26 protein-coding genes and 2 pseudogenes are annotated in these 22,833 nt (G+C 70.6%); 11 read left to right on the top strand and 17 right to left on the bottom strand.

Annotation, left to right across the window (positions count from 1 at the left end; genetic code table 11):
- Positions 1 to 22: 22 nt before the first annotated feature.
- From JGS39_RS25090 to JGS39_RS25080, 3 genes are read right to left on the bottom strand one after another with little or no spacing between them, the layout of a single operon-like run.
- Positions 23 to 769, bottom strand: coding sequence for an SDR family oxidoreductase (locus JGS39_RS25090; RefSeq protein ID WP_219571717.1), 747 nt, complete (start codon positions 767 to 769; stop codon positions 23 to 25).
- Positions 766 to 1,758, bottom strand: coding sequence for an alpha/beta hydrolase family protein (locus JGS39_RS25085; protein WP_219571732.1), 993 nt, complete (start codon positions 1,756 to 1,758; stop codon positions 766 to 768). Before JGS39_RS25085 ends, JGS39_RS25090 begins: the two co-directional genes overlap by 4 nt.
- A gap of 8 nt (positions 1,759 to 1,766) precedes the next feature.
- The gene (locus JGS39_RS25080) at positions 1,767 to 2,687 is read right to left on the bottom strand and encodes a zinc-binding dehydrogenase (protein ID WP_219571716.1); all 921 of its coding nucleotides are present in this window, start codon (positions 2,685 to 2,687) and stop codon (positions 1,767 to 1,769) included.
- A gap of 89 nt (positions 2,688 to 2,776) precedes the next feature.
- On the opposite strand from JGS39_RS25080, the gene JGS39_RS25075 reads away from it, so the two are divergent.
- Positions 2,777 to 3,727, top strand: a complete 951-nt coding sequence (locus JGS39_RS25075; protein ID WP_219571715.1) for a LysR family transcriptional regulator — start codon at positions 2,777 to 2,779, stop codon at positions 3,725 to 3,727.
- Positions 3,728 to 3,741: 14 nt separating this feature from the next.
- Here the strand turns inward: JGS39_RS25075 and JGS39_RS25070 are convergent.
- Together JGS39_RS25070 and JGS39_RS25065 are read right to left on the bottom strand one after the other, a co-directional pair.
- Positions 3,742 to 4,108: pseudogene (locus JGS39_RS25070) on the bottom strand (iron chaperone).
- Between the two features lie 49 nt (positions 4,109 to 4,157).
- Positions 4,158 to 4,655: a hypothetical protein gene (locus tag JGS39_RS25065; RefSeq protein ID WP_236063680.1), complete on the bottom strand. Its 498-nt coding sequence runs from the start codon at positions 4,653 to 4,655 to the stop codon at positions 4,158 to 4,160.
- Positions 4,656 to 4,799: 144 nt separating this feature from the next.
- On the opposite strand from JGS39_RS25065, the gene JGS39_RS25060 reads away from it, so the two are divergent.
- Complete coding sequence (locus tag JGS39_RS25060) at positions 4,800 to 5,321, top strand: hypothetical protein (protein WP_219571714.1); 522 nt, start codon at positions 4,800 to 4,802, stop codon at positions 5,319 to 5,321.
- Positions 5,322 to 5,589: 268 nt separating this feature from the next.
- Complete coding sequence (locus JGS39_RS25055; protein WP_236063679.1) at positions 5,590 to 6,168, top strand: hypothetical protein; 579 nt, start codon at positions 5,590 to 5,592, stop codon at positions 6,166 to 6,168.
- Positions 6,169 to 6,385: 217 nt separating this feature from the next.
- Here the strand turns inward: JGS39_RS25055 and JGS39_RS25050 are convergent, their stop codons facing one another.
- A complete protein-coding gene (locus JGS39_RS25050; RefSeq protein ID WP_219571713.1) occupies positions 6,386 to 6,880 on the bottom strand; it encodes a DUF6461 domain-containing protein in 495 nt (164 codons plus the stop codon).
- 851 nt (positions 6,881 to 7,731) lie between these two features.
- Positions 7,732 to 8,118 carry a winged helix-turn-helix transcriptional regulator gene (locus JGS39_RS25045; protein WP_219571712.1) on the bottom strand — a complete coding sequence of 129 codons (387 nt, stop codon included), beginning with the start codon at positions 8,116 to 8,118 and terminating at the stop codon, positions 7,732 to 7,734.
- 132 nt (positions 8,119 to 8,250) lie between these two features.
- Here JGS39_RS25045 and JGS39_RS25040 point away from each other — a divergent pair, with 132 nt between their 5' ends.
- The 4 genes from JGS39_RS25040 (at position 8,251) to JGS39_RS25025 (ending at position 10,904) form a co-directional block, all read left to right on the top strand.
- Complete coding sequence (locus JGS39_RS25040; RefSeq protein WP_236063678.1) at positions 8,251 to 8,865, top strand: NADPH-dependent F420 reductase; 615 nt, start codon at positions 8,251 to 8,253, stop codon at positions 8,863 to 8,865.
- Between the two features lie 81 nt (positions 8,866 to 8,946).
- Entirely contained in the window at positions 8,947 to 9,450 is a 504-nt protein-coding gene (locus JGS39_RS25035) for a DinB family protein (RefSeq protein ID WP_219571711.1), read from the top strand.
- Positions 9,451 to 9,607: 157 nt separating this feature from the next.
- Positions 9,608 to 10,147 (top strand): hypothetical protein, encoded by a 540-nt coding sequence (locus JGS39_RS25030; protein ID WP_236065806.1) that lies wholly within the window; start codon positions 9,608 to 9,610, stop codon positions 10,145 to 10,147.
- Between the two features lie 208 nt (positions 10,148 to 10,355).
- Positions 10,356 to 10,904, top strand: coding sequence for a DUF1062 domain-containing protein (locus JGS39_RS25025; RefSeq protein WP_219571709.1), 549 nt, complete (start codon positions 10,356 to 10,358; stop codon positions 10,902 to 10,904).
- A 100-nt stretch (positions 10,905 to 11,004) separates the two neighbouring features.
- Here JGS39_RS25025 and JGS39_RS25020 read toward each other — a convergent pair whose 3' ends face one another.
- On the bottom strand, positions 11,005 to 11,388 hold the full coding sequence (locus JGS39_RS25020; protein WP_219571708.1) for a hypothetical protein: 384 nt from the start codon (positions 11,386 to 11,388) through the stop codon (positions 11,005 to 11,007).
- A 102-nt stretch (positions 11,389 to 11,490) separates the two neighbouring features.
- Between JGS39_RS25020 and sigJ the strand changes: the two genes are divergently transcribed.
- A complete protein-coding gene (gene sigJ / locus JGS39_RS25015; protein WP_219571707.1) occupies positions 11,491 to 12,414 on the top strand; it encodes an RNA polymerase sigma factor SigJ in 924 nt (307 codons plus the stop codon).
- 66 nt (positions 12,415 to 12,480) lie between these two features.
- On the opposite strand, the gene JGS39_RS41970 is transcribed toward sigJ, so the two are convergent.
- From JGS39_RS41970 to JGS39_RS24985, 6 genes and pseudogenes are all read right to left on the bottom strand, one after another.
- A complete protein-coding gene (locus tag JGS39_RS41970) occupies positions 12,481 to 12,933 on the bottom strand; it encodes a tetratricopeptide repeat protein (RefSeq protein ID WP_372456162.1) in 453 nt (150 codons plus the stop codon).
- Between the two features lie 31 nt (positions 12,934 to 12,964).
- A pseudogene (locus JGS39_RS25005) lies at positions 12,965 to 14,080 on the bottom strand (caspase family protein); the annotation flags it as partial.
- Entirely contained in the window at positions 14,077 to 14,433 is a 357-nt protein-coding gene (locus JGS39_RS25000) for an effector-associated constant component EACC1 (RefSeq protein WP_219571705.1), read from the bottom strand. The pseudogene JGS39_RS25005 and the gene JGS39_RS25000, both read right to left, overlap by 4 nt.
- A 367-nt stretch (positions 14,434 to 14,800) precedes the next feature.
- Entirely contained in the window at positions 14,801 to 15,391 is a 591-nt protein-coding gene (locus JGS39_RS24995) for a hypothetical protein (RefSeq protein ID WP_219571704.1), read from the bottom strand.
- Between the two features lie 50 nt (positions 15,392 to 15,441).
- The gene (locus JGS39_RS24990; protein ID WP_219571703.1) at positions 15,442 to 16,020 is read right to left on the bottom strand and encodes a dihydrofolate reductase family protein; all 579 of its coding nucleotides are present in this window, start codon (positions 16,018 to 16,020) and stop codon (positions 15,442 to 15,444) included.
- Positions 16,021 to 16,116: 96 nt separating this feature from the next.
- Positions 16,117 to 16,728 carry a TetR/AcrR family transcriptional regulator gene (locus JGS39_RS24985; RefSeq protein WP_308120673.1) on the bottom strand — a complete coding sequence of 204 codons (612 nt, stop codon included), beginning with the start codon at positions 16,726 to 16,728 and terminating at the stop codon, positions 16,117 to 16,119.
- A gap of 90 nt (positions 16,729 to 16,818) precedes the next feature.
- Between JGS39_RS24985 and JGS39_RS24980 the strand changes: the two genes are divergently transcribed.
- Both JGS39_RS24980 and JGS39_RS41500 read left to right on the top strand, forming a co-directional pair.
- On the top strand, positions 16,819 to 17,583 hold the full coding sequence (locus JGS39_RS24980) for an SDR family oxidoreductase (RefSeq protein WP_219571701.1): 765 nt from the start codon (positions 16,819 to 16,821) through the stop codon (positions 17,581 to 17,583).
- Between the two features lie 106 nt (positions 17,584 to 17,689).
- Positions 17,690 to 18,364, top strand: coding sequence for a GNAT family N-acetyltransferase (locus tag JGS39_RS41500; RefSeq protein ID WP_308120672.1), 675 nt, complete (start codon positions 17,690 to 17,692; stop codon positions 18,362 to 18,364).
- 65 nt (positions 18,365 to 18,429) lie between these two features.
- Here the strand turns inward: JGS39_RS41500 and JGS39_RS24970 are convergent, their stop codons facing one another.
- The 3 genes from JGS39_RS24970 to JGS39_RS24960 all read right to left on the bottom strand — a co-directional run bounded on the left by JGS39_RS24970 (position 18,430) and on the right by JGS39_RS24960 (position 21,430).
- Entirely contained in the window at positions 18,430 to 19,536 is a 1,107-nt protein-coding gene (locus JGS39_RS24970; RefSeq protein WP_219571700.1) for a hypothetical protein, read from the bottom strand.
- A 107-nt stretch (positions 19,537 to 19,643) separates the two neighbouring features.
- A complete protein-coding gene (locus tag JGS39_RS24965; protein WP_219571699.1) occupies positions 19,644 to 20,687 on the bottom strand; it encodes an endonuclease/exonuclease/phosphatase family protein in 1,044 nt (347 codons plus the stop codon).
- A gap of 110 nt (positions 20,688 to 20,797) precedes the next feature.
- Positions 20,798 to 21,430, bottom strand: a complete 633-nt coding sequence (locus JGS39_RS24960; protein ID WP_219571698.1) for a TetR family transcriptional regulator — start codon at positions 21,428 to 21,430, stop codon at positions 20,798 to 20,800.
- 202 nt (positions 21,431 to 21,632) lie between these two features.
- Between JGS39_RS24960 and JGS39_RS24955 the strand changes: the two genes are divergently transcribed.
- Positions 21,633 to 22,833, top strand: a 1,201-nt coding sequence (locus tag JGS39_RS24955; protein WP_219571697.1) for a choice-of-anchor A family protein, incomplete at its 3' end; no start/stop codon positions are given.

The following is a 22,833-nucleotide window of genomic DNA, read 5'->3' as shown; positions in this document are numbered from 1 at the left end:
CGCACTGCCGGATGAAAGACCATCAGGCGGGCACGGCACCGATCAGCCCGCCGTCGATGACGAGATCCTGGCCGTTGACGTAGGACGCGTCGGTCGAGGCGAGGAACGCCACGGCGGCGGCGACCTCCTCAGGGCGTCCGAAGCGGCCGGCGACGATCCGGCCGGTGATCGCCTCCGCCTCCGCTTCGGTCAGCGCGCCCGCTGGGTACATCGGGGTGTCGATGTAGCCGGGGCTGACGGAGTTGACGCGGATGCCGCGCGGGGCGAGTGCGGAGGCGAGGGTGCGGGCCAGGTTGTGCGCGGCGGCCTTCGTCGCCGAGTAGAGGGTGAGAACGCTGTTGCCCCGGTGAAGGGTCCAGGAGGCGTTGATGACGATCGAGCTACCGTCCGCCAGCAGCGGGAGTGCCTTCTGCACGGTGAAGAACACGCCCTTGAAGTTGACGTCGACGGCGTGGTCGAAGTCCGTCTCGGTGATGTCCTCGAACGGCAGGAACATGCCGGTGCCCGCGTTCGCGAAGAGGCCGTCCAGCCGGCCGTAACGGTTCCGGACGGTCTCCATCAGGGCGTCCACCGCGCCGAGGTCGGCGGCGTCGGCCACGATCCCCGAGGCGCCCGGGCCGAGTTCCCCGACCGCGGCGTCCAGCCGCGCGCGGGTGCGGCCGGTGATGATGACGTGGGCGCCTTCGGCGACGAGGCGGTGGGCGGTCGCCAGGCCCATGCCGCTGGTGCCGCCGGTGATGAGGACGGTCCTGCCGGTGAAGCGGTTCATGCCGGCGTTCCCGTCAGGGTGTGCGCGAAGTGGTCGCAGAGCTGAGGCAGCCAGTCGGGCCGCGCGTTGCCGAGGAGGTGGTCGCCGTGCGGGACGGACAGGTAACTGCCGCGCGGCGCCAGGCGGGCCAGGGCCTCGCCCTTCGTCACGCCGCCGTTGACATCCTGCTCGCCGTCCACGACTAGCAGCGGGGCCGTGATGCGGGGTGCCAGCGCGGCAAGGTCCACCTGGCCTGCGAACTCGCGGGCGGCGTCGGGACCCCCCGCGCGCCGGGCCATGATCTCCCGTAGCTGCGGCGACAGTTCGTCCCAGTCGAGGAGGAAGGGACCGCTGACGGTGGCGCCGGCCGCGACGCGCGGCTCCAGTGCCGCGGCGCGGGCCGCGAAGTAGCCGCCCAGGCTCAGGCCGACGAGTCCGATGCGGGCGACGCCGAGGACGTCGATGACCCGGCCCACGACCCGCTCGTAGTCCGGCACAAAGGTCGTGGTGGCCGCGAGCACGCCCTGCCCGGGACCGTCCATCGCGAAGACCGCCAGCCCCCTCGCCAGCAGCGCGTCCACCAGATCGAGGAACTCCTCCTTGGCCGAGTCCAGCCCGGGGACGACGACGACGGTCCCCGCCGGGTCGGCGGGGCCACGCAGCCAGCCGGTGAATCCGTCGCCGCTCAGCCGCCGCGCACCGGGCTCCAGCAGAGTGAGCGCCCTGCTCAGGGCCTGGTCCGCCTCGGCGGAGCCGTGGGCCGTGTCCGCGTACGGCGTCAGGGTGGCCAGGTGAAACCACCGGGCCGCCGTCAGCAGGTACTCACCCGCCGAGAGAGGCGATGCCGCGTCCTCGGCACGCCGGAGGTAGTCGTGTCCGGTGCGCAGGAAGGACGGTCCCCAGTCGGCGACGGAGGCGAGGCCGTCGGTGACGCGCCGGTACTCGTGCGGGTCCACGCCCGCGCCGGTGGCGCGTGTCCATTGGGCGGCGGCGAAGTCGGTGGTGCTCATCGTGGTGCTCATCGTGTTCCTCCAGTCAGCAGGACGGCCTTGCCTCGGATGCGGCGCTCCCGGAGGTCGACCAGGGTGTCGGCGGTCTGCGCCCAGTCGGTGATGCGGTCGATCTCCGGGTGCAGCCGGCCCTGCTCCACGAGGCGTACCAGGGTGGAGAGATCGGAGCCGTACGGTGCACCGGCGTAGTGGAAGTGCTGGATGGTGACGCACTCGGGCCCGCCGAGGAGTTGGAAGAAGTCGAGGGTCACCGGGGTGCGGCTCGCCTGGCCGAACCAGACGAGCGTGCCCCCGGGACGCACCTTCGACAGGGCGAGGGGAAGCGCCTCTCCGCCCGTGGACTCCAGCACGACGTCGAACGGCCCTTGAGCCGCCCCGACCTCGTGCACCACGTGTGCGCCCAGCTCCGCGAGCCGTTCGCCCCGTACCGGCGTGGCCGTCACCGCGGTCAGCTCGGCTCCCGCGGCGAGGGCCAGCTCGGTGACGTAGTGGCCGACGCCGCCTGAGGCACCGGTCAGCAGCACACGTCGGCCTGCCAGGGAACCGGCCGTACGCACCAGCCGCAGGGCGGTGATCCCGGCCAGGGGCAGGGCCGCGGCACGTGCGGTGTCGACGCTGTCCGGAAGCACCGCGAGCGAGTCCGTGGGCACGGCCGCGTACGCGGCCCAGCCGCCCTGCGCCGGATGCCCGACCACCCGGGTACCGATACCGGGGCCGGATCCGTCGGCTGCCGCCTGTACGACGAGCCCCGCGATGTCCTTGCCGGGCAGCGCACCGGGCCGGGGGCGTTCGAGAAGGAACGTCTCGCCCCGGTTCGGAGCGAACGCCTCGACCTTGATGAGGGCCTCACCGGGCTCCGGCACGGGCTGGGCGACCTCGGCGAAAGTGACGGGGCGCGCCGCCTCCCCCGTGGGAATCAGTCTTTGCATGGTGAGCATGCAACTCCCGCGACGGCTCCGCGATCCAACAACGAACAAGCGAAGCCGACAACTTTCGGTTGTCACCTACGGTGGAAGCCATGGATCTCGACATGGCGCAGGTACGTGCCTTCGTGCGCACCGCCGAGGAACTGCACTTCGGGCGGGCGGCCGGGACGCTCGCCCTCTCCCAGCAGGCGCTGTCCAAGAGGATCGCGCGGCTGGAATCCCTGCTCGGCACGGCGCTGTTCCAGCGTGGCGGAAACGGCGTACGCCTCACCGACGCCGGCCGGCTGTTCCTCCCTCCGGCCCGGCAGGCCATGGCCGCCGCCGACGCCGCCGTCAAGGCGGTGGCCGGCACGGACCGCCCGTTGCGCGTGGACGTCTGGGGACACCTCTACGCGCCGATGCGGACACTGGCCCAGGTCGCCGGGCGGGCCGGAGAGCTGGTGTTGGGGCACGGGCGCGATCTGCCGTCGGTGACGGCGGCACTGCTGCGCGGCGACATCGACGCGGCGTTCGGCCGGGCCCACCCCCCGCTCCCGGCGGGGCTGTCACACCGGCTCATCCGGCTCGAACCGGTGGACGCCGTGCTGAGCGCGGACCATCCGCTCGCAGCCGAAACGGCCCTGCGGCCGGATCAGTTGCGCGACAGCGTGCTGTGGGCACCCGGTGCGCTGGACCGGCTCGACTTCCTCCACCGGTTCGCCGACCGGTTCGGCATCCGGCAGACGGCCACGAGCGTCAACCTGGGGCTCGCCCACTTCCTCGCCGAGGTGGCGCAGGAGCCGCGACGCTTCTCGCTGCTACCCGCCGACGTACCACGGCCGGAGGTCCCCGGACTGCGCTCCATCCCCCTGGTCGATCCCACGCCGCTGTACGCCTGGTCTCTGCTCCGGCGCACCGGCAACGGCCACCCGGGCCTGAACGACCTCGCCGCCGCCTGTGCCGAGGAGGCGGGGCGAAGCCGCTGGCTGGAGTACGACCCGGCCCACGACTGGCTCCCCGAACCACCCGCGAGCGGCCCCGGGCCCGGCCCCGGACCGGAATGACCGCGTCGCAGCACTCAGCAGATCCGGCCCGACCCGGTCGCCGTGGCCCGCAACAGGTCTCGGAGCAGTACGAAGTCGATCTGCTCAGGCTTACGGAAGCGGAGGCAGCCCTTGCCCATGTCATGGCCGGTGAGCCGCTCGGCGAAGGCCTCACTGACATCGCTGCGCAGAAGGTAGAAGGAGATGTACTGCTTCTGGCTCGCGAAGGCGATCTCCCCGACGCCGTCCCGCTCGTAGACGGGCATCCCGTACGCCATCACCTCGGCGAATCCCGGCAGCTCCGCACGGCAGAGTTCACGCAGCCGGGCCAGCGCCAGCCCTGCGCTCCTCTGGCACCTCGGCGAGGTAGCCGTCGACATCTTCCGCCCGGCTCTGCACCATGCTCCGAGCGTAGGCGAATCGGGCTCTTCCTACGCGTCAGGCGGGCGGATCACAGCGTTCCGAAGAACCGCACCCACCAAGTGGGACGCGCTGCGACCTGTCCCAGCGCGCTGGGACCCTCGTAGTCGCCCTCCAGCAGTTCCTCAGGGACGCTCACGTAGCCGAGTTCGGCCAGCGCCCGCTGCACGGTGGCAAGGTCGGTTGCGTCCAGCGCCCCCTCCGCACGGGCTTCCTCCGTACCCAGGAAGGCTCCCGGATTGTCGGCACATACTTCGGCCAGGGAACCGAACTTGCTCACACAGACCACGATCCGGGTCCCGCAGACAGTCGCCTCGGCCGGCACGCGCACCCGCCCGTACTCGCTGCTGTCCTGCGTGTCCTGCTCGGACTCGCACGGGACCCCGAAGTCCTTCTCCATCCGGCGGACCAGCCCGCCGAACGCGAGACCGACTGCGGCACGGTCGTATTTCAGGGGCCACTCCAACCGCTCCGGATCGTCGAGTCCACGCAGGAGGGCCAGGAGTTCCGCTTCGCTCATCGCCGACATCCGCCCATCCTGCCGTCCGAGGGACGCAACAGACAGACGAGGGAAGCAACGACGAGACCCGGCGGAGACGAGACGGCCCGGGCGTGTCGCTCTGTGCGGTTGGGGACGCGAGGAGACATTGTCCGGGTCCTAGGCTGCGGCGATATGGAGAACCAGCTCACCCATGAGGCCAGTACCTTCATCAATTTCCGGGACTACAAGTTTCGGGACCCGAAAGCACACGGCTACAGGTGGGTCGACATCAAACATCTGCGGCTCCCTGCGGAGTCCGTCGGGGGTCGGGAACTGCTCGCGGCGCTCATCGGGCACGAGCAGTTCCGGAACGACTATGCGGGCGGTGGGGTCCTCGCGGACGGCACCCGGCACGGGCCGTACTGGCTGGAGCTGGTCACCCCTGATGCCTACGAAGCCGTCAGCCGGAAGGAGTGCGCGCACACTCTGTGGGGGTGGGCCAACCAGTTCGGGGACGTGCCCTCCAAGCTGAACGCGGATCTCCAGCAGGAGGTGTTCGATCGCTTGGCCGCCGCAGATCATGTCCACTACCTGAACGGGCTCGGGGACGGGACCGTTCACGATTGGGGAGGTGTGCACGAGGACTTCCACGAATTCGTACTCGTAGACCGCTCGGCTGGACGGATCTCGCTCGTCGTCGCGGCCGATGACTGAGTCGATCAGGCCCACAGACGTGATCCGATCTTGTGCATGGGCGGCCATCGGCTTCTCTCGGAAGCCGGACGCGATGCATGGCTGATTGGCTGCGGAGCGTCACTCCACTGCCTCGCGGTTGTCAGAACGTGTCAGCAGACATCGGTTCCGTGGCGGGGCAGTTGAGTATTCGTACTCGGACCACCCTGTGCAAGGAGGACCTCCTCCTCAAGGCGCCGCCAGGACGCCCTTCTTGGATCGTTGGACCGGATTGTGTCGAGAGGCTCGTGTGAACGATCATCAGGCGGTGAAAACTGACTACTGGGTGGTGCTCGCGGACACGGAACGGGAGCAGTGGGGGTACGAGCCCAGCAAAACTCTCGGACCGCTGAGCTTCGGCACCACGCGTCGTGAGGCCGTCTCGGTCATGGCGGAGCATGGATTCTCATCTGCGGAGAGCGAGATCGAGCGCTGGAACCCCCAGCGTGCTCAGTGGCGGGTCGAGTTCAGCAGGGCTCAATCGGACGATCGGCGACCCGCGGTGAAGTGCTACTTCGTCGAAGGCGTGGGCTTGACGTGCGTGCTGGTTGATGGATTGTGTGGCCCCCAAGTCATCTTGCGAGGGCTACGCCTGATAGGCCGTGTGCCGTCCGAGCTGGACGCGGAGATGGAGGCCCACGCGCTGGAGCAAGGCTTCGGAATTTGGTACTGCCTCGGGGGCGACCTCAGCTGGTCCGGCTTCGAGTTCGATCGAGGCACGCAGCGCGCCGGCGATGGGGTCGTGAGTTGGGCTTCGTTCTTCAACACGGCCGGAATCGCGGGCACATCTTGGGACATCACTCCGGCCGAGGTCCGGCACCACGGATGAACCTCCTGGCTCGGCCGGCTGAGAGCGGACCTGCGCAGTGACTCGGTGGCAACGGACAAAGGCGTCGGCCAGGCCGAAAGAGGCCGAGAAGTACTCGGCCTTACGTTCATAGAGCCGCCGCACGCCACAACATCCGACATCCCAGAACATCTCAACAGGGCGGCAGGGATGGGAGATCGTTGAGCCCTACGTCACCAAGGTCACTCTGTGCTTTCGGTCAAGGCATGACGAGTTCGGGCAAAGAGAAGAAGCCGGAGATTGCCTCCGCAATCCGTTCCTCGTCGTCATCTCTGTCAAGATCCGCCTCGGGCCCAATCAGGTTCGCCGCGGTGAGGGCGGGCAGCATCAGATCGGGCTCATCGCCGGCCCTGCAGTACGGAGTTTCGAAGCTGAAGGACGTGACCAGTCGTCCATCGCGGTAGTACTGGAACGAGGGACCATGGGCTTTGGCGAGGCATGGTTCGAGCACGAACATGACAAGCTCACTGCCGTACGGGCACAACTGCCCATAATGGGCAAGGTCGTAGTCACCGCTCTCCCAGCTGAGCATGTCGTGCATCACCAATCCCCAATCGGGGCCTTTGCTGTACGCGAGCGGCATTCGCTTCTGGTCAAGGAGTCCTTGAGTGAGGGCATCCAGAGCGATTCCTCGGAAAAAGACGACGTTGACTTCCTCGTGGTGCGGGAGCGGGCCGTGTATCCAGTGCGTCATACCGGCCACCGTAGAGGAGCCCACTGACAAGGCAGCTCCGCCTCGCGCCGTCGTCAAAGCGGCGGCCGGCCGTCCCGCTCCGTGGCTGGTTGCGGACGCGGTGAGGGCCCGGCCGGCGGCGCGGGTTCCACGACTTCCGGCAGGGCGATCAGGCGTGGTGGGGCGGGTGACGCCTCTGGCCCTCCGGCGTCAGACAGCGGTTTGTCAGTTGATGTGCCCTTCTGGGCGGGACCGGGCCAAACTGCCTCCATCTTCTGGCCGGCCTCGACAAGCCGCCCAACCACGGCTCGCGTTCACACACTCATGCGCAGCCGATGATCAGTTGGGGTAGCGGGCTCAAGTCTCATCTTCAAGCCTCCGCTATGAGGGAGGCTGTCTCCATGCCCGATGCCAGACAACACGATTCCCAGCCGACGCGGTCCATGCGGCTTGCCGCCTGGATCTTTCCCGTGGACGTGGACGGTCATCAACGAGAGTCCTGGTCCCAGTGGACGAACTGGCGCGTGTTCCTTCTGCTCCTCTCGGGTCCCTTCCTGCTGATCGGGGCGTTCACTGCCGGAGGTCCCGGCTTGGCTTGGTGGGAACGAGGTGGCCTCGCTGTGGCCGGCGCCGCCATATCGGCGGTATTGGTTCGGGCAGTGATCGGATACAGGCGGCTGACCGCCTCCACCCGGCGTGGCATCTGACGGCGGCACTCAGGTCGGCGGAGCGTGCTTACTCCTCGGCGCCCCGAACACACCGAAGCCGGCTGCACCCCCGTGCCTCGACAGGCAGGGACTCCCACTCCCGTGGGCCCGCCCCGCAGCCGTGAACCGACGCCGTCACGGACCACGCCCCCGTACGACGCGAGCTCAGCGCGTCTCGTACCGGTCCTGCGCGTCGAGCACGCTGTCCGCGTAGCGCGCGGCCCACGCGCCCATCGCCCGCATCGGCGTGAGCAACGCCGTGCCGGCCTCGGTCAGGGCGTAGTCCACGCGTGGTGGGGCCTCGGCGTACGCGTGGCGTTCGACGAGGCCGTTGTACTCCAGCCGCCGCAGCGCCTCGTTCAGAACCTTCGGGCTGATCCCGCCGATCCGAGCCACCAGCGCGCGTGGCCGCATCGGTCCGGTCACCCCGAGCGTGAAGACCACAACGCTGTCCCAACGGTTCGCCAGCACCTCGAACGCGACGCGCGCCTGACAGTCCGCCGTGTACGCGAGGTCTGGCAGACCGGCGGCCGGATCGGTCAGCTTCTCCATGCCGCCCATCCTGCCCCGCCGATGGACACCGAACGGTGCGCTTCGGCCTTCGTAGCGTCATCCCACCGAACGGAACGAGCACGACGAGAGGGAGCACGACGATGCGCATAGGCGTACTGGGTACGGGGGGGCATGGCTGCGGCCCTGGGCGGCGCGTGGGCGCGGGCCGGGCACGAGGTGTTCATCGGCGGGCGGGACGCAGTCGCCGCCGAAGCACTCGCCGGGCGGCTCGGGGCGGCCGGACACGGAACACCCGCGCAGGCGGCGGGGTACGGGGAGGAAGTGGTGCTGCTCGCCGTACCCGCCGGGGTGGCGCCGACGCTGGCCCGGGAGCACGCCGCGGCACTGGCAGGGCGGACGGTCGTGGACTGCACGAACCCCCTCGCTCCCGGGCCCGGCGGGGTGATGCTGACGACCGGCGCCGGGGAGAGCGTGGCGGGCCTGATCGGGGCGGCGGCGCCGGGCGCACACGTGGTGAAGGCCTTCAACCTGGCCCACGCGAGCATGTGGCACCACCCGCCGGGCACCTTCGGCCCGGTCCCGCCTGCGGTGCCGTTCTGCGCGGACGATCCGGGGGCCGCCGGGCACGTCATGGAGCTGATCACCGGGATGGGGTGGAGCCCGATGCCGGCGGGCGGGCTGGACCGGGCGGCGTACCTGGAGGCCACGGCCGCGTTCGTGATCGGCGTGTGGTGGGCGGGCGGCTCACCCGCTCTGGCCTTCCCGGAGGCCCCGGGGAACGTCTGAGGGCCGGCGTCCCGCGAGCCCGGTCGAAGGGGAACACCCCCGTTTCGCAGACCGCCTGGATCAACCGACTACGGTGCGGCCATGACGACTTCGAAGTCCCGCCCCGATCTTCGGCCACCCGGCCTGAACACCGACGAGAAGACCACCCTGCTGACCTTCCTGGACTACCTGCGTGAGTCCGTCCTCGCGAAGGCGGTCGGCGTTCCGGAGCCGGCGGTCCGCACGGCCGGTGTGCCTTCCGGGACCAGCCTGCTCCAGCTGCTCAAGCACCTGACGGCCACCGAGCTCAACTGGTTCGTCTGGGCCTACACCGGCGCCGGCAGCGAGCCCTGGGACGACGAAGGTGCGGTGTCCGCCGAGGACACCGTGTCGGACGTGGCGGACGCCTATCGCGCGGCGATCACCCGGGCCAACGAGGTCGTCCTCGCCTGCACCGACCTGGACCGGCCCGGAGCCCGCTCACTGCGCGAGACCGCGCCGCCGTCGATGCGCTGGGTGCTGGTCCACATGATCGAGGAGACCGCCCGGCACGCCGGTCACGCGGACATCCTCCGCGAGCAGATCGACGGTTCGGTCGGGCGGTGACGCGAGTGCGGTGAATCGGGACAGTGGCAGCTTCGGGGGTGCGGGACCTAGGGAACACCTCAGGGCTGTATGAGGGATCGTCCCGATAGCCCGCACCCCGCCGCTCCGGGACCGTAATCACATGACCGAAACCACGCGCACAACTCGCCTTTTCTCCTTGCTCGTTCCGCTTTTCATGTTCCTCTACGGCGTGTTCCGCCTGATCGACGGCAGGGACGGCGACCACGGGCCCGGGCTCGCCTGGAACATCGGGCACTCCTTCTTCTTCGCCGCCTTCCTCCTGCTCGGCGCGCTCGTCGTGGAACTGCGCAGCCTGGTCCGCGTCGATACGGCGCGAAGAGCGGCGGTGGCCGGTGCGGCCATGGTCGCCGGGGTGTTCGGCGCCGGGTGCTTCCTGTGGGTGATCCTCGGGGACCTGTTCCCCCGCTTCGACGACGCCGCCCCGCTGCCCGGGCCGCTGGAGCTCGTGGGACCCCTGGCCTTCCAGCTCGGCATCCTCACCCTGCTGGTGATGCTGGTCGTCTCCCGGCCCCGGCAGCTTCCCGCGTGGAGCCCGGCGCTCGTCTTCGTCGCCTTCCTCCTCATCGCCGTGAACCTTGATCTGATCCCGGTCGCCGCTCTCGCGCTGCTGGCGGGCTTCGCGCCTCTCGTCCGTACGCGTACCGGCAGCCTGCGCGCATCCGCGAGCGCTTCCTGACCGGCCCAGCGGCGAGGAGCGCGAAAACCGGTGGAACACCGTTGCCGCGCTCCTCTACCGTGCTGCCGAACCACCACCACGTCGTCTAGGCAAGGGCGTTCCGTTGTACACCGCGTGAGACCTCCCCACTGCTGATCTGTCGCGCGTCGCGCCTGTGCGCCGCGCTGTCTTCTGCTGCGGACTTCTCACCTGAAACCGGTGTACCTCTGTGCTCAACAACTGGTTCGTCATGCCCACTTGCCTGCCGCTCGTCATCCGTCGCTGCCACTCGTGCGCGTCCGACCGCTTCCGGCCGAACGGAAAGTTTCGCGTCAACGCGAACCACAAGCTGCTCGACGCCTGGCTCCTCGCTCTCTGCACCGCATGCGGGGAGACCACCAAGCTCACGGTCTTCGAGCGGACGCATGTGCGCTCCGTACGGCCCGAGCTGCTGGACCGCATGCACGACAACAACCCCGCACTGGCAGCGGAGTTGCTGCAGGACGCCGCCGTACGTAGCCGCAATCACGTCGCCCTCGACTGGGACGGCGCCTGGCGTCTCGACACGGGCGGAACGGAACACCTGGACCGCGAGGTGATCGATGTCGCGGTCCGCTTCGCCGCGCGGATACCGGTCAGGCCGGCGCGGCTGATCGCTGAAGGGTGCGGGCTCTCGCGGGGCGAGGTCGGGAGGCTGATCACGGAGGGAAAGCTCGTCTCGGCCGTCCGGCTGAGCGGCAAGGTCTCCGGCGACTTCACCTTCACGCTGAAGCGCTGAAGCACTGAAGCACTGAGTACGGTTCACCCGCCTCCGGGTCCAGGGCCTGTCCGGCACGATCCGCCGGACAGGCCCACCACCCGGACCCCCGTACCGGGCTTCAGCGCCGCACCAGTGCCACCAGGCTCAGTCCGAACATCAGGACGCCCAGGGGCAGATGGACCGACGGTACGTGTGCGATCCCGAGCACCACCTGGACCGAGGCGAGGACCAGGAAGCCCGAGGCGTACCAGATGGGCCGGGTCGGTCCGCCGCCCGGCTTCCAGGCCAGGATCGCGGCGATGACGTACAGCATCGAGGCCCCGTACATGACGCGTGCGCCGACGCTGTGCAGCGTCTCTCCGTAGGACGAGGTCAGGAGCAGTCCGGCGGAGATCGCCTGAAGGAAGATGGTCAGGGTCTGCAGGGCGATCGCGATCTGCAGGAACGAGAAGTGCCGCTGTGCGGTCGTCGTCGGCCGGCCTGCACCTGCGTGGGTGGTCATGTCGCGGTCCCCTTTTCCGCCCGCTGGGCAGTAGATCGATAGGGTCTTCACCAGCCCGACGACGCGGGCCCGCGAAAGGTAAGGCGAGGGGGCGTTCGGGACGTGGGGACGGCGAGGACGGCCATCGACGACATAGCCGGCGAGCGGCGCCAACTGCTCAATGTCGCTTACCGGTTGCTCGGCTCACTGGCCGAGGCGGAGGACGCCGTCCAGGAGGCGTACGCGCGCTGGTACGCGCTGCCGCGTGGCCGGCGGGAGGAGATCGTCTCTCCCGGCGCCTGGCTGTCGACGGTGACCGGTCGCATCTGCCTGGACGTACTCGGCTCGGCGCGGGCCCGGCGCGAACGGTACGTCGGCGCCTGGCTGCCCGAGCCGCTGCCGGACCGTACCGAGTGGGACCGCGGCCGGGGCGCCGATCACACCGATCCCGCCGACCAGATGGTCCTGGACGAATCGGTGACCATGGCCTTCCTCGTCGTCCTGGAGTCGATGACGCCCGCCGAGCGGGTCGCGTTCGTCCTGCACGACGTCTTCCGGTACCCCTTCGCCGAGATCGCCGACGTCCTCGGCCGGACCTCCGCCGCCTGCAAGCAGCTCGCGGCCTCCGCCCGGCGGCGGGTACGGGCCACCGAGGCTCCGGTGACGGGGGCAGGGCAGGCGGAGGCGGTGCGGCACGTCAAGGAGGCATGGGAGACCAAGAACGTCGCGGCTCTCGTCGGCCTTCTGGACCCGGCCGCCGTGATGACCGCCGACGGCGGCGGCCTGGTCGGCACCGCGTTGCGCCCGATCGAGGGCAGCGCGCTCATCGCCCAGTACATGGTCGCCATCGCCGACACCGCCCCGGGCCTCGAACTCCTGGAGCGGTCGGTCAACGGTACGCCGGGGCTGGTGGCCCAGCGGGGCGGCACCGTGATGACCGTGGCCTCGTTCGAGATCGCCGACGGCCGCATCACCCGCATCTGGGTGGTCCGCAACCCGGAGAAGCTGCGGCCGTGGCTGGGGGACGGTGACGAGCCGACGTCCTGATGGGCGCAGCCGTGAGAGGTGCACTGCTCGGAGGTCATCCCCTGCCGCTGACCGACCGCGCCCTCGTCAGTTCCATCCGACGCGTGCGCGGGTCTCCGCCGCCCGTCCCCTCATGGCCAGTGCCTCCCGGTCGCGTCCCATGTCGTTGTAGAGATCGGCGAGCATGTCGACGGTTTCGAGGGTGTCGGGGTCCTCGGGCCCCAGCACCCGGGTACGCGCCTCAGCCACCCGCTCGCTCAACTCCACCGCCTCCTGGTCACGACCCACACGGCTGTAGAAGTCGGCCAGATCGTGCAGGGTTTCGAGGGTGTCGGGGTCCTCGGGCCCCAGCACCCGGGTACGCGCCTCGGCCACTCGCGCCTCCAGATCGGCCGCCTGCTGGTCGCGCCCCATGGTGCAGTAGGAGCCGGCGAGCTGGTGGAGCGTGGCCAGGGTGTCGGGGTCGTCGGCGCCCAGGACGCGGGTACGCACCTCGGCCACCCGCTCCCTCAGACCGGCCGCCTCCCGGTCCCGACCCACGGCGCCGTAGGAGATGGCGACGCCCCACCTCGTCGTAGGAGACTGCGAGGTTGTGGAGCGTGTCGAGCGTGTCGAGATGATCGGGGCCCAGCACGCGGGTGCGCGCCTCGGCCACCCGCTCCTCCAGGCTCAACGCCTCCTGGACACGCCCCATGTCGGCGTAGGAGGCGGCGAGGTTGTCGAGCGTGTCGAGGGTGTCGGGATGATCGGGGCCCAGCACCCGGGTGCGCACCTCGGCCACCTGCTCGAAGAGGGCAATCGCTTCGTCGCTGCGGCCGTCCTCGTAGAGGTCGACGGCCTGCTCGTGCCGGCGGGCCAGGGATTCGACGCCGAGGTCGGGTGCCGGGGGGTGAGGTGGCCGCAGAGGGAAGTCCCGGTCGGTGAGGGGCTCGGCGGTGGCCGACGTGCGGTTGAGGACGAGTCCGAGCTGGTCGGCGTTCTCGGTGCCCCGCTGCTGCGGCAGTGGCAGTCGTTCTGCCGTGAACCTGCCCCACAGGGTCCGGTAGATGTCCTGCATGGTGATCAACGGACCCGTGTGCGGGGCGCCTTCACGCAGGAGAGTGAGGAGCCGGCCGGTGAAGGCGGTGTGGGCCTCGCCGGGAAGGACCAGCGCTGTGCTGTTGGGCGGGGCCGAGGCGAGGGTGTAGGTCCCCTGGATGTCGAGCTGCCCGAGGACCTCCTGCTGACCGGCGCTCAGGGTGGTGCCGATGGCGCGCCCGCTGAAGCAGCTGTCGAGGATGATCACGCGGTTCTTGGCCCTGCTGCCGAGGAACGTCCCGCGCACGGTGTCGAACCGCAGCGCGCTGTACTCCACGGCGTCCATGGCGGTGTCGTGGAGGGCGAGGTAGAGCTCGTGGGAGCGGCCGAGCGGAATCCCGTGCCCGGCGAAGTAGAACAGCAGCAGGTCCTCGGCCTCGTCCGCCGCCCGGTGCAGCGTCTGGCCGATGGCCCGGCTGGATACCTGCGGCGGCACGGTGACGCAGCACTCGCTCGGGAACCCGCCGAGGTCGGGGTCGGTGAGGACTGCCGCCATGTCGCGCAGATTGGCCGTGATCTGCGGCACGTCCGCCAGCTGCTCGTCCTCGTACGCGGCAGAGCCGAGCAGGACGATGCGCGAGCGCGCCGGATCGATACCGCGACCCCTCACCGGGTCTCCTCCGCCTGCCCCAGGGCGATCTGCAGGAGACGCTCGGCGTCGCCCGCGGACTGCGCGTTCACCTCGACCTCCACGCCCTGCGGCCCCTTCATCCTGATGCGCACGGACCGCCGCCTCGGCTGCGACAGGTACGCGCTCAAGGAGGTGGCCAGCGCGCTGGCCACGCCGCCCGCTCCCAGCGCCGCGACGAGAACCTCGGGAAGCCCGCCGAGCTCACCCGCCGCCGGGATCGCCGGAGCCGGTTTGACGCGCCCCCGGAGCTCCGACTCCTGGCTCAGCCAGTCCTCCAGGTCTTCCAGTTCCTCGACCGGATCGGTCGCCTCGACCCACAGATGCAGCTCCACGGCCTTACTCCCCTCCACTCGTCCGGCGGACCGTCACCGGACCCGACCGGCCGGCTCGCGCGAGGACCGGATCCACCTGTGGGGAAACCGCCCGCTCCAGCCGTCCGCCCGTGAACGGCGCCCGGCGGACCGGCTCTCACCGACGCCCACCGGCCTGCCCCGCTGACTGATCCAACTCGCGTGCAGCTTAATCGACTTGAGATGAGGCAGGGCCTCACTTCGAGGTGCTCGGCGAGGCATATCCGTCCGCGTCCGGCCGCAGACGGGAGACACCCTGCGGCGGCGGATCCGCACAACCGGAGCCTGGCACGCGCCCTGCCCGGCGGTCCGGCGAGTTCGGGGGATGCCGCCGTGGTGTCCGATCGGCTCAGCAGTAGGCCATCGGGCAACCCCGCCGCACCGAGTGCTCGGCAGCGCGCAGGAACAGTGCGACGTAGAACGCCGCGTCCAAGTCGTCGGCCCACGGCCCCGGTCGGGCAGCGGCCAGTTCCTTCGCTGCTCCCTCCCGGAACCACATGGTCAGATCGAGGTTGTCGCACATGCGCGGGGTCTCCGAGGGCAACTCGATGGCCGTCGCCAGGCGTTGGGCGACGGCCAGGACCTGGGGTGCACCGGCGACCATGGTCGACGACTCGCTGTAGGCGGAGCCGATCGGCAGCAGGATCTCCTCGTCGAGCGAGAACGGCACCAGAACCGACCAGTGGGAAAGGGTCTCGGTCTCCTCCTGCGAGAGGTGCGCCTCGCACAGCGCGTCGAACCCGTCCATCGAGGAGATCAGCTTCTCCTCGAAGGCCTGCCCGGAGCCGCGGACGAAGCTCTGCTCCTCCTCCGGTACGGACTCATAGGGCGGCAGGCCTCGTTGCCGCAGGTCATCGTTGAGCGCCGTAGCGATCTCGCCCCATCCCTCCTCCTCACCGAACCACTCCTCCGCGCCGACGCTGATCAGGTATACGCCCATGACCGCAACGTACGCCGCACCACTGACACTCCCGGCCCGGCCTGCTCGGCTCAGGCGTGCAGTGTGGGCCGGTACGTGAGTTCCTGGATGTCGCCGTCGAGCGTCCGGTGGCCGGTCAGCTCCAGGTCGAAGTCGGCCGCGCCCTTGAAGACCGGGTCCAGTCCGGTCCGGCCGGTGATCACGGGGAACAGGGTCACCTGGACTCGGTCCACCAGGCCGGCCGCCATCAGCGCCCGGTTCATCGACAGGCTGCCGTGCGAGCGCAGCGGGACGTCGGACTCCTTCTTGAGCCGGGCGACGACGTCGACGGCGTCGCCGTGAGCGATGGTGGCGTCCGGCCAGTCGAGGGGGCCTTCGAGCGTGGTCGACACCACCGTCGTCGGCAGGGCCCTCATCCGGGTCACCCAGGGGTCACGCACGTCGGAATCCTCGGTGCTCTCGGCCAGCATCTGCGCGAACAGGCGGTACGTGTGCGCCCCGAAGATCATCCGCTGTTCGTCCCGGTACAGGCCGAGGCGGTGGTCGAGGAGTTCCGGGCCCTGTTTGCCCCAGTAGCCGGTCCAGTCACCGCCTGCGCCACCGAAGCCGTCGAGACTGGAGAAGACGTCGAATGTGTAGGTGGCGGTCATGGTGCTCTCCTCACGTGCGGCTGATCGCGCGCCGCAAGGGCGCGCCGTAAGTAGAGACTGGCCACCGCGGCAGGACTCATCGGCCGCCGCGCCGCGTCACCCCCGAATGCCGCGCAGAAGGTTGTCGACCAAGGCGTCGGCAAAGGCGGTGTCGAGCGGCTCGTCCGGCATCATCAGGCGGTGGTAACAGGCGCCCCAGAGCTGGTCGACGACCACCTGGGGGTCGACCTCCGCGCGGATCTGGCCCACGCGCTGGGCGCCGGTGAGCCGGTCGGCCGCAAGACGGCGGCGCGGGTGGACGTAGTGCTTCGCGAGGGCGTCCGCCAGCGCGGGATCGGTCTGCGCGGCGCCGACGAACTGGGCGATCACGGGGCCGGCGGGCCGTCCGGTGAGCAGGCCGACGAAGGAGTGGAGCTGGGCCGTGAGGTCGCGCTCGATGTCGCCGGTGTCCGCGAACGCGAGGGTGTCCTCGACCGCCGTGAAGTACGCCTCGAAGGCGAGCGCCCCGGGCGAGGGCCACCATTTGTAGAGCGTCATCTTGCTCGCTCCGGCACGGGTGGCCACCTTCTCGAAGGTGATCCCGGGCAGTCCCGCCTCGAACAGCATCGCGCCGGCCGTCTCCAGTACGGCCTGCCGTACCTCCGCGGCGGGACGGCGTCCGCGGCCGCGTCTCTCCGGGCCCTTCGGCGGCTCGTGCGGCTCGTCCACGTGTCCCATACCTTTCGAGCTTGCCGTATATGGACGACCAGTCTACATTTATTTTATGGACGGATCGTCCATAAAATCGAGGGAGGACGCATGAACCCCGTGAACCCCACCGCGCAAGCCACCGCATCCGCACCCCGCGTGGCGATCGTCACCGGAGCCTCCGGCGGCATCGGCCGCGCCGTCGCCGAGCGCCTGGGCTCCGACGGTCTCGCCGTCGTCGTGCACTACGGCAGGGACAAGGCCAGCGCCGACGAGGTCGTGGCCGCCGTCACCGCCGCCGGCGGAGTCGCCACCGCGGTCGGCGGCGACGTGGCCGACGAGGACGCGATGTCCGCGCTCTTCGCCACGGCCGAGCAGCTGTACGGAGGCGTCGACGTGGTCGTCAACACGGCCGGGATCATGCTCCTGTCGCCGATCGCCGAGCTCGACCTCGCCGACTTCGACCGCATGCACCGCACCAACGTGCGCGGCACGTTCGTCGTCTCGCAGCTCGCCGCCCGCACGCTCAGGACCGGCGGGGCACTGATCAACTTCTCGACCTCGGTGACCCGGCTGCAGCAGCCCACGTACGGGGCCTACGCCGCCACGAAGGGCGCCGTCGAGGCGATGACGCTGATCCTCGCCCGCGAGCTGCAGGGCCGCGACGTGACGGTGAACGCCGTCGCGCCCGGACCGACGGCCACGCCGCTCTTCCTGGACGGAAAGCCGAAGGAGGTCGTCGACGCGATCGCGTGCCGCACCCCGCTCGGCCGCCTCGGCACGCCGGACGACATCGCCGAGGCCGTCGCGTTCCTCGCGGGCCCCGGGCGCTGGATCAACGGGCAGGTCCTGTACGCGAACGGCGGTATCGCCTGACTCCGCGGCCGGTCCGGCACGAGGCGGTGGCGTGCGGAGACGGGTTGAGAGAGATTTGGGGCGCACGGGGCGGCCGCCCCGTCTGCCCGCTCCCCGAAAGGCGCCCGTGAACGACCGACCGCACCCGACCGCAGAGTTCGGGATTCGCGCCGCCCGCACGGACGACCCGGCGGAGGCCGACCGGCTCTACGACATCTGCCTGCGCACCGCCGCATCGGGCAAGGACGCGACGGGTTCCTTCGAGGACCCGCGTCTCCCCGGCGACATCTTCCTCGCCCCCTACCTCCGGTACGCCCCCGACCTCGCCTGGGTCCTCGCCCGCCCGGACCGGCCCGCCTCCGGGTACGTCCTCGGCGTCGCCGACACCGCCTCCTTCGAGCGGACCCTGGAGCGGGAGTGGTGGCCCGCACTCCGCGCCCGGCGCGAGGGAGTGCCGTTCCGCGAGGGGTCCCGCGACGCCTTCGCCCGGAAATGGATCGACCGTCCCCCCACCGCTCCGGCCGAGGTGGCGGCGGCGTACCCCGCCCATCTGCACATCGACCTCCTGCCCGAGGCGCAGGGCGGCGGCAACGGGTCCCGGCTGATCCACACCCTGCTCGGGGCGTTGCGGAGCCGTGGCGTCCACGGCGTTCACCTCGGCGTGGGCAAGGCGAACGCCGGTGCGGTCGGCTTCTACCGGCACCTCGGGTTCGAGGTGCTCGCGGAGGATCCGGGCTCGTTCACCCTCGGCATGAAGCTGCTGGAGCGGGGCAGCCCTCAAGGCCTCTCGTTCGGATCATGACGGGCTCTCGGGTCCGGCGCGATCCAACCGAAAGGCCCGAGGGCCGGGGCTGACCCACACCGTCCTCACAGCCGGGTAGCGATTCCGCACCCCGTCCCGCCGCCCTCCGGAACAAGAGCGTCCATCGACGTGCTCCGGTCGTACGGGTCGGCTGCGTCGCCCTCGCCGGAGCCACCGGTGACGGCCCGTTCGGCGGCGAACTCCGGGAGGAAGTAGCCGGTGTGGTTGTCGCAGCCGCCGTTCGCGGTGTCCGAGCGATAGGAGACGAGGGAGAACGTCCCCGGCTCGGTGATGATCTTCGCCGGGTCGTCCCAGCCCATCACGATCTCGCGGCGCACGATCGTACGCGTGACCTCGTCGCTGCCCTCGGCGGCGCGGGCCACCGGGTACACGTACGTGACATCGGCCGCCACCTCGACCGCGCCGCGCTTGCCCTCGCGGTACGTGATCAGGCCGCGGGTCTTCACCACGTCCCCGACGATCCGCACCTTCGACGGCGCGAAGCGGCTGAACAGCTTCAGGGGGTCGTGCTCGGCGCTCGGCGTGCGGAACGCCGCGCTCACGTAATCCTGGACGTCCTTCTGATGCGGATTGATCAGCGCGATCGCCTTCGCCGGCCGCTCCCCGCGCAGCACGCCGGCATCGAGGCCGGAGGAGAAGAGGAAGTCCCGGGAACGTACGAGTGCCTGGGCGACCTGCGCCTTGCTCATCCAGCCCGTGGCGCGCGCCTCGGGAAGCGGGAGCGCGGCCACCCCGTCACCCCACTGGGCCGCGGGGGAACCTCTGAACGGGTCGTCCAGGGTGGGGCGTTGCGCGGCGGCCTCCGTCGCGGGCGGCCCGGTCGGGCGCTCCGACTCGGCGGCGAGGGGCGCGGTGTCGCCGCTGCCGCCGTCCCCGCCGAACCACCCGGTGACCCGGCCCGGGTCCATGGCCACGACGAGCAGGGCGACCAGGACGAAGAAGGCGACGAAGTACCGGGCCCTGCCGCCCGACCGCGCCGGCGGCCGGTGCGTACGCCAGGCCTCCGGCGGTCCGGGATCCTCCGCCAGGCGGCTCGCCACCATCCTGGCCCGTGCCGACGGCTCCTCGGGCGCTCCCGGGGTCCCGGCCTCGGCGTCCCGGAGGAAGCGCTCCCACTCCTCGTCCGGTATCGACGTCCCGTCCTTGCCCACGCTGTGCTCCCACCCCTGCTCCGCACCCGGACCCTCCCCAGGAACCGGGCCAAAATTGTCCGTGCATCATCACACAAGCGGGGTGCGGAGGCCTGTGGGCCGGTCACTCAACGCAGCGTGATCCGGGCGGTGATCGGCAGATGGTCGCTGCCGGTCGCGGGCAGGGTGTGGATGCGGCCGACCGTGGCCGAGCGGGCCAGGACCTGGTCGATCCGCGCCAGCGGGAAGGACGCGGGGAAGCTGAAGCCGAAGCCGCGTTCCGACACGTTCAGCTGTGAGGTCAACGGGGACAGACCGCGGTCGTCGACCGTGCTGTTGAGGTCGCCCAGCACGATCACCCTGCCCACCGTCTCGGCGGCGACGGCCCGGCCCAGCAGATGGGCGCTCTCGTCCCGCCATGCGGAGGCGAATCCGCTCGTTCCGACGCGGATCGACGGCAAGTGGGCCACGTACGCGGCGACTTCGCCCTGCGGGGTGTGGACCACGGTACGCAGCCCGCGGCTCCAGCCCTCCTCGATCTCCTTGGGCTTGATGTCCACCGCACGGGTGTCGGTGAGCGGGTGCTTCGACCAGATCCCGACCGTCCCCCGGACCTCGTGGAACCGGAAGTCCGGGGCGAGGGCCTTCTCGTACGCCGGCAGGGCGGCCGGCACCAGTTCCTCCAGCGCGATCAGGTCCGGCCCGGCCCCGGCGAGCGTACGGGCCGTGCCTGCCGGGTCCGTGTTCACGTCGCTCACGTTGTGCTGCACCACGACCAGATCGCGCTCGCCGGGCTCCGGCGCGGCGAGGAACAGACCGCCGAACGCGTACGCCCAGGCCGCCACCGGCAGGAGCAGGAACAGGAGTGCCGTGACCGAGCGGCGCAGCAGGGCGCAGGCGAGCAGGACAACAATCACGAGGCCGAGCCAGGGCAGGAACGCCTCCAGCAGGCTTCCCAGGTGGCCGGGCCGGTTGGGCAGCACCCGGGGAAAGGCGAGCAGGAGAGCCGTGAGGAGGGCGAGTCCGGCGATCACCCGGCCCCGCGTCCACCGCCCCGGCCGCTCCCACGCCCACCGGGAGACTCCGGTCCTCGCCGCCCGGGCCGCATCGCTGTCCGTCGTCGTCCCCGCCGAAGCGGCCGGGGCCGCATCGCCGTCCGTCCGTTCCACCATGTTGTTCCGCTTGTCCCGTCCGCTTGTTGACCTTGCTTCTCAGGACGGGCTGCCGGGCCGGGCAGTTCCCGGCGGCCCGGCGCGGCAGGCTCCGCGTCGGCCGCCCCGTGTCAGGCGGTGGCCGAGCGGCGCAGCCGGGAGCGTACGGCGCGCTGCGCGACCGGGCCGAGGCCTTCCAGCGCGGCGACCAGGCCGGCGAGCTGGTCCAGTGCTGCCAGGGCCTGCTCGGCGCCGGACGCGTCGACGCCCTCGTACAGTTCCAGGCCCACGAACGCGGCGGAGGCCGCCTTGGCCAGTCCGGCGACGTCCACGAACTCGGCGAGCGGGGTGCCGGTCAGGACACGGGCGAGGACCTGCTCGATCTCCTCGGTCCACATGGCGAGTCCGGCGGCGGTGGCGGCGGCGAGCCGTGGCTGCGTCTGCGCGCCTGCCAGCAGTTGTCCCAGCACGGCGACCTGGCCCGCGTCGCGTTCGGTGGCGTGCAACTCGCGTGCGGCCTGGAGAAGTCCGGAGAGCGTACGCACTTCGTTGAGGCGTTCGCGGTGGTGGGCGACCCGTTGTTCGGCCGCGTGCCGGCAGGCTGCCGCGAGCAGTTCGTCGACGGTGCCGAAGTGGTAGAAGACCAGCGCCTGATTGACACCGGCCGCCGCCGCGATGGCGCGTGCGGAGGTCCTGGCGATGCCCTGCTCGGTGAGGGTGGTCAGGGCGCCCGCGAGCAGTTTCGTACGCGTGTCCTCGCTCATGCCCGCACCTCCCAGGGCGGATGGGACGAGCCCGGCAGCCGGGGACGGACGGGGCGGGTACGGCCCTCGGGCCGAAACCGGTCGCCGGCCGGGTCCGGTCTCCGTGCACGGGACGCCGTCCGTGGGAGTGCGGCGGCCGTGCGGGTGACCCTGCGGCCTCGCCTTTCCCTGTGACCTGACCATCACACCTACGGTCCCCGGCATGAAACGCACCAAGCTCGCCGCAGCCGCAGCCGCCACCACAGCCGCCGTCACCACGGTCTGCGCCCTGTGTCTGTCCGCCGCCGCCCCGGCCGCGGCCGACTACTCGGGCAATCCGCTGGCCGGGGACAACGGCTTCGGCGTGCTCGTCCAGGACGACGCCACCCTGGGCAGCACGGAGACCGAGGGCTCGGTGGCCATCGGCGGGAACCTCACGTACGGCCCCGGGTACAACGTCGCGCTGCACACCCCCGGCACCTTCACCGCACCCGGCGACGACAACCCGACGGCCCTGCTCGTGGGCGGCAGGGCCGACCACGCGAACAGCTCCCCCCAGGGCGTACTGAAGGTCCTCAGCGACGGCTACGTGAAGATCGGGGACGGCACCGGGTCGTCCGTCCTGGACATGGACGCCAACAACGCCGAGGTCAACACCCAGGTCGTCGCGGCCGGCGCCGCGCACAACTCGACGCCGCGGATCGAGACGACCGTCCGTCAGCCCGTCGAGTCGGTCACCGACACCACGGGGCTGCCCGACCTCGACGCGCTCTTCTCGACCTACCGCGACCGCTCCGACGCGATCGACACCTGCGACACGAACGTCATCCTGCGCGACGCCGCCGGAAACCCGCTGCCCGACCAGACCGGCTTCCCGGCCGGGACCAACGCCTACGTCACCCTCACCGAGGGAGAGACGAACGTGCTCCGGCTGACCGGTGAGCAGCTGAACAACCTCTCCCAGATCACCTTCAACACACCCCCGACGGCGACGACCCCGTTCGTGGTCGACGTCGACACCACCGGGACGGACGGTACGTACGTCTGGCGCATGCCGACCCTCGCCGGGGTCTCCGGCGAGCAGGCCCCGTACATGCTGTGGAACTTCCCCGACGCCACCGACATCACGATGGCGGACGGCGACTCCCTGGAAGGCACCGTCTTCGCGCCCCGCGCCCACCTCACGGACCTCGACCCGTCCAACATCGAGGGCACCATCGTGGTGCGGGAACTGACGGCGGGCCCTCTGGCGGAAGACGGCTCCTCGTCCGTCGACGCGGGCGAGATCCACCAGTTCCCGTTCGCCGCCGAGATCGACTGCGCCGGGGACGAGTCGCCCTCCCCGTCCCCGACCGGCATGACACCGTCACCCACCGAGCCCACGCCCACCCCGACGGAGCCGACGCCGACGCCGTCACCCACCG

It is taken from the genome of Streptomyces poriferorum (genome assembly GCF_019399235.1).
GTDB classification, from domain to species: domain Bacteria; phylum Actinomycetota; class Actinomycetes; order Streptomycetales; family Streptomycetaceae; genus Streptomyces; species Streptomyces poriferorum.
This window is presented reverse-complemented; position numbering and strand designations above follow the sequence as displayed.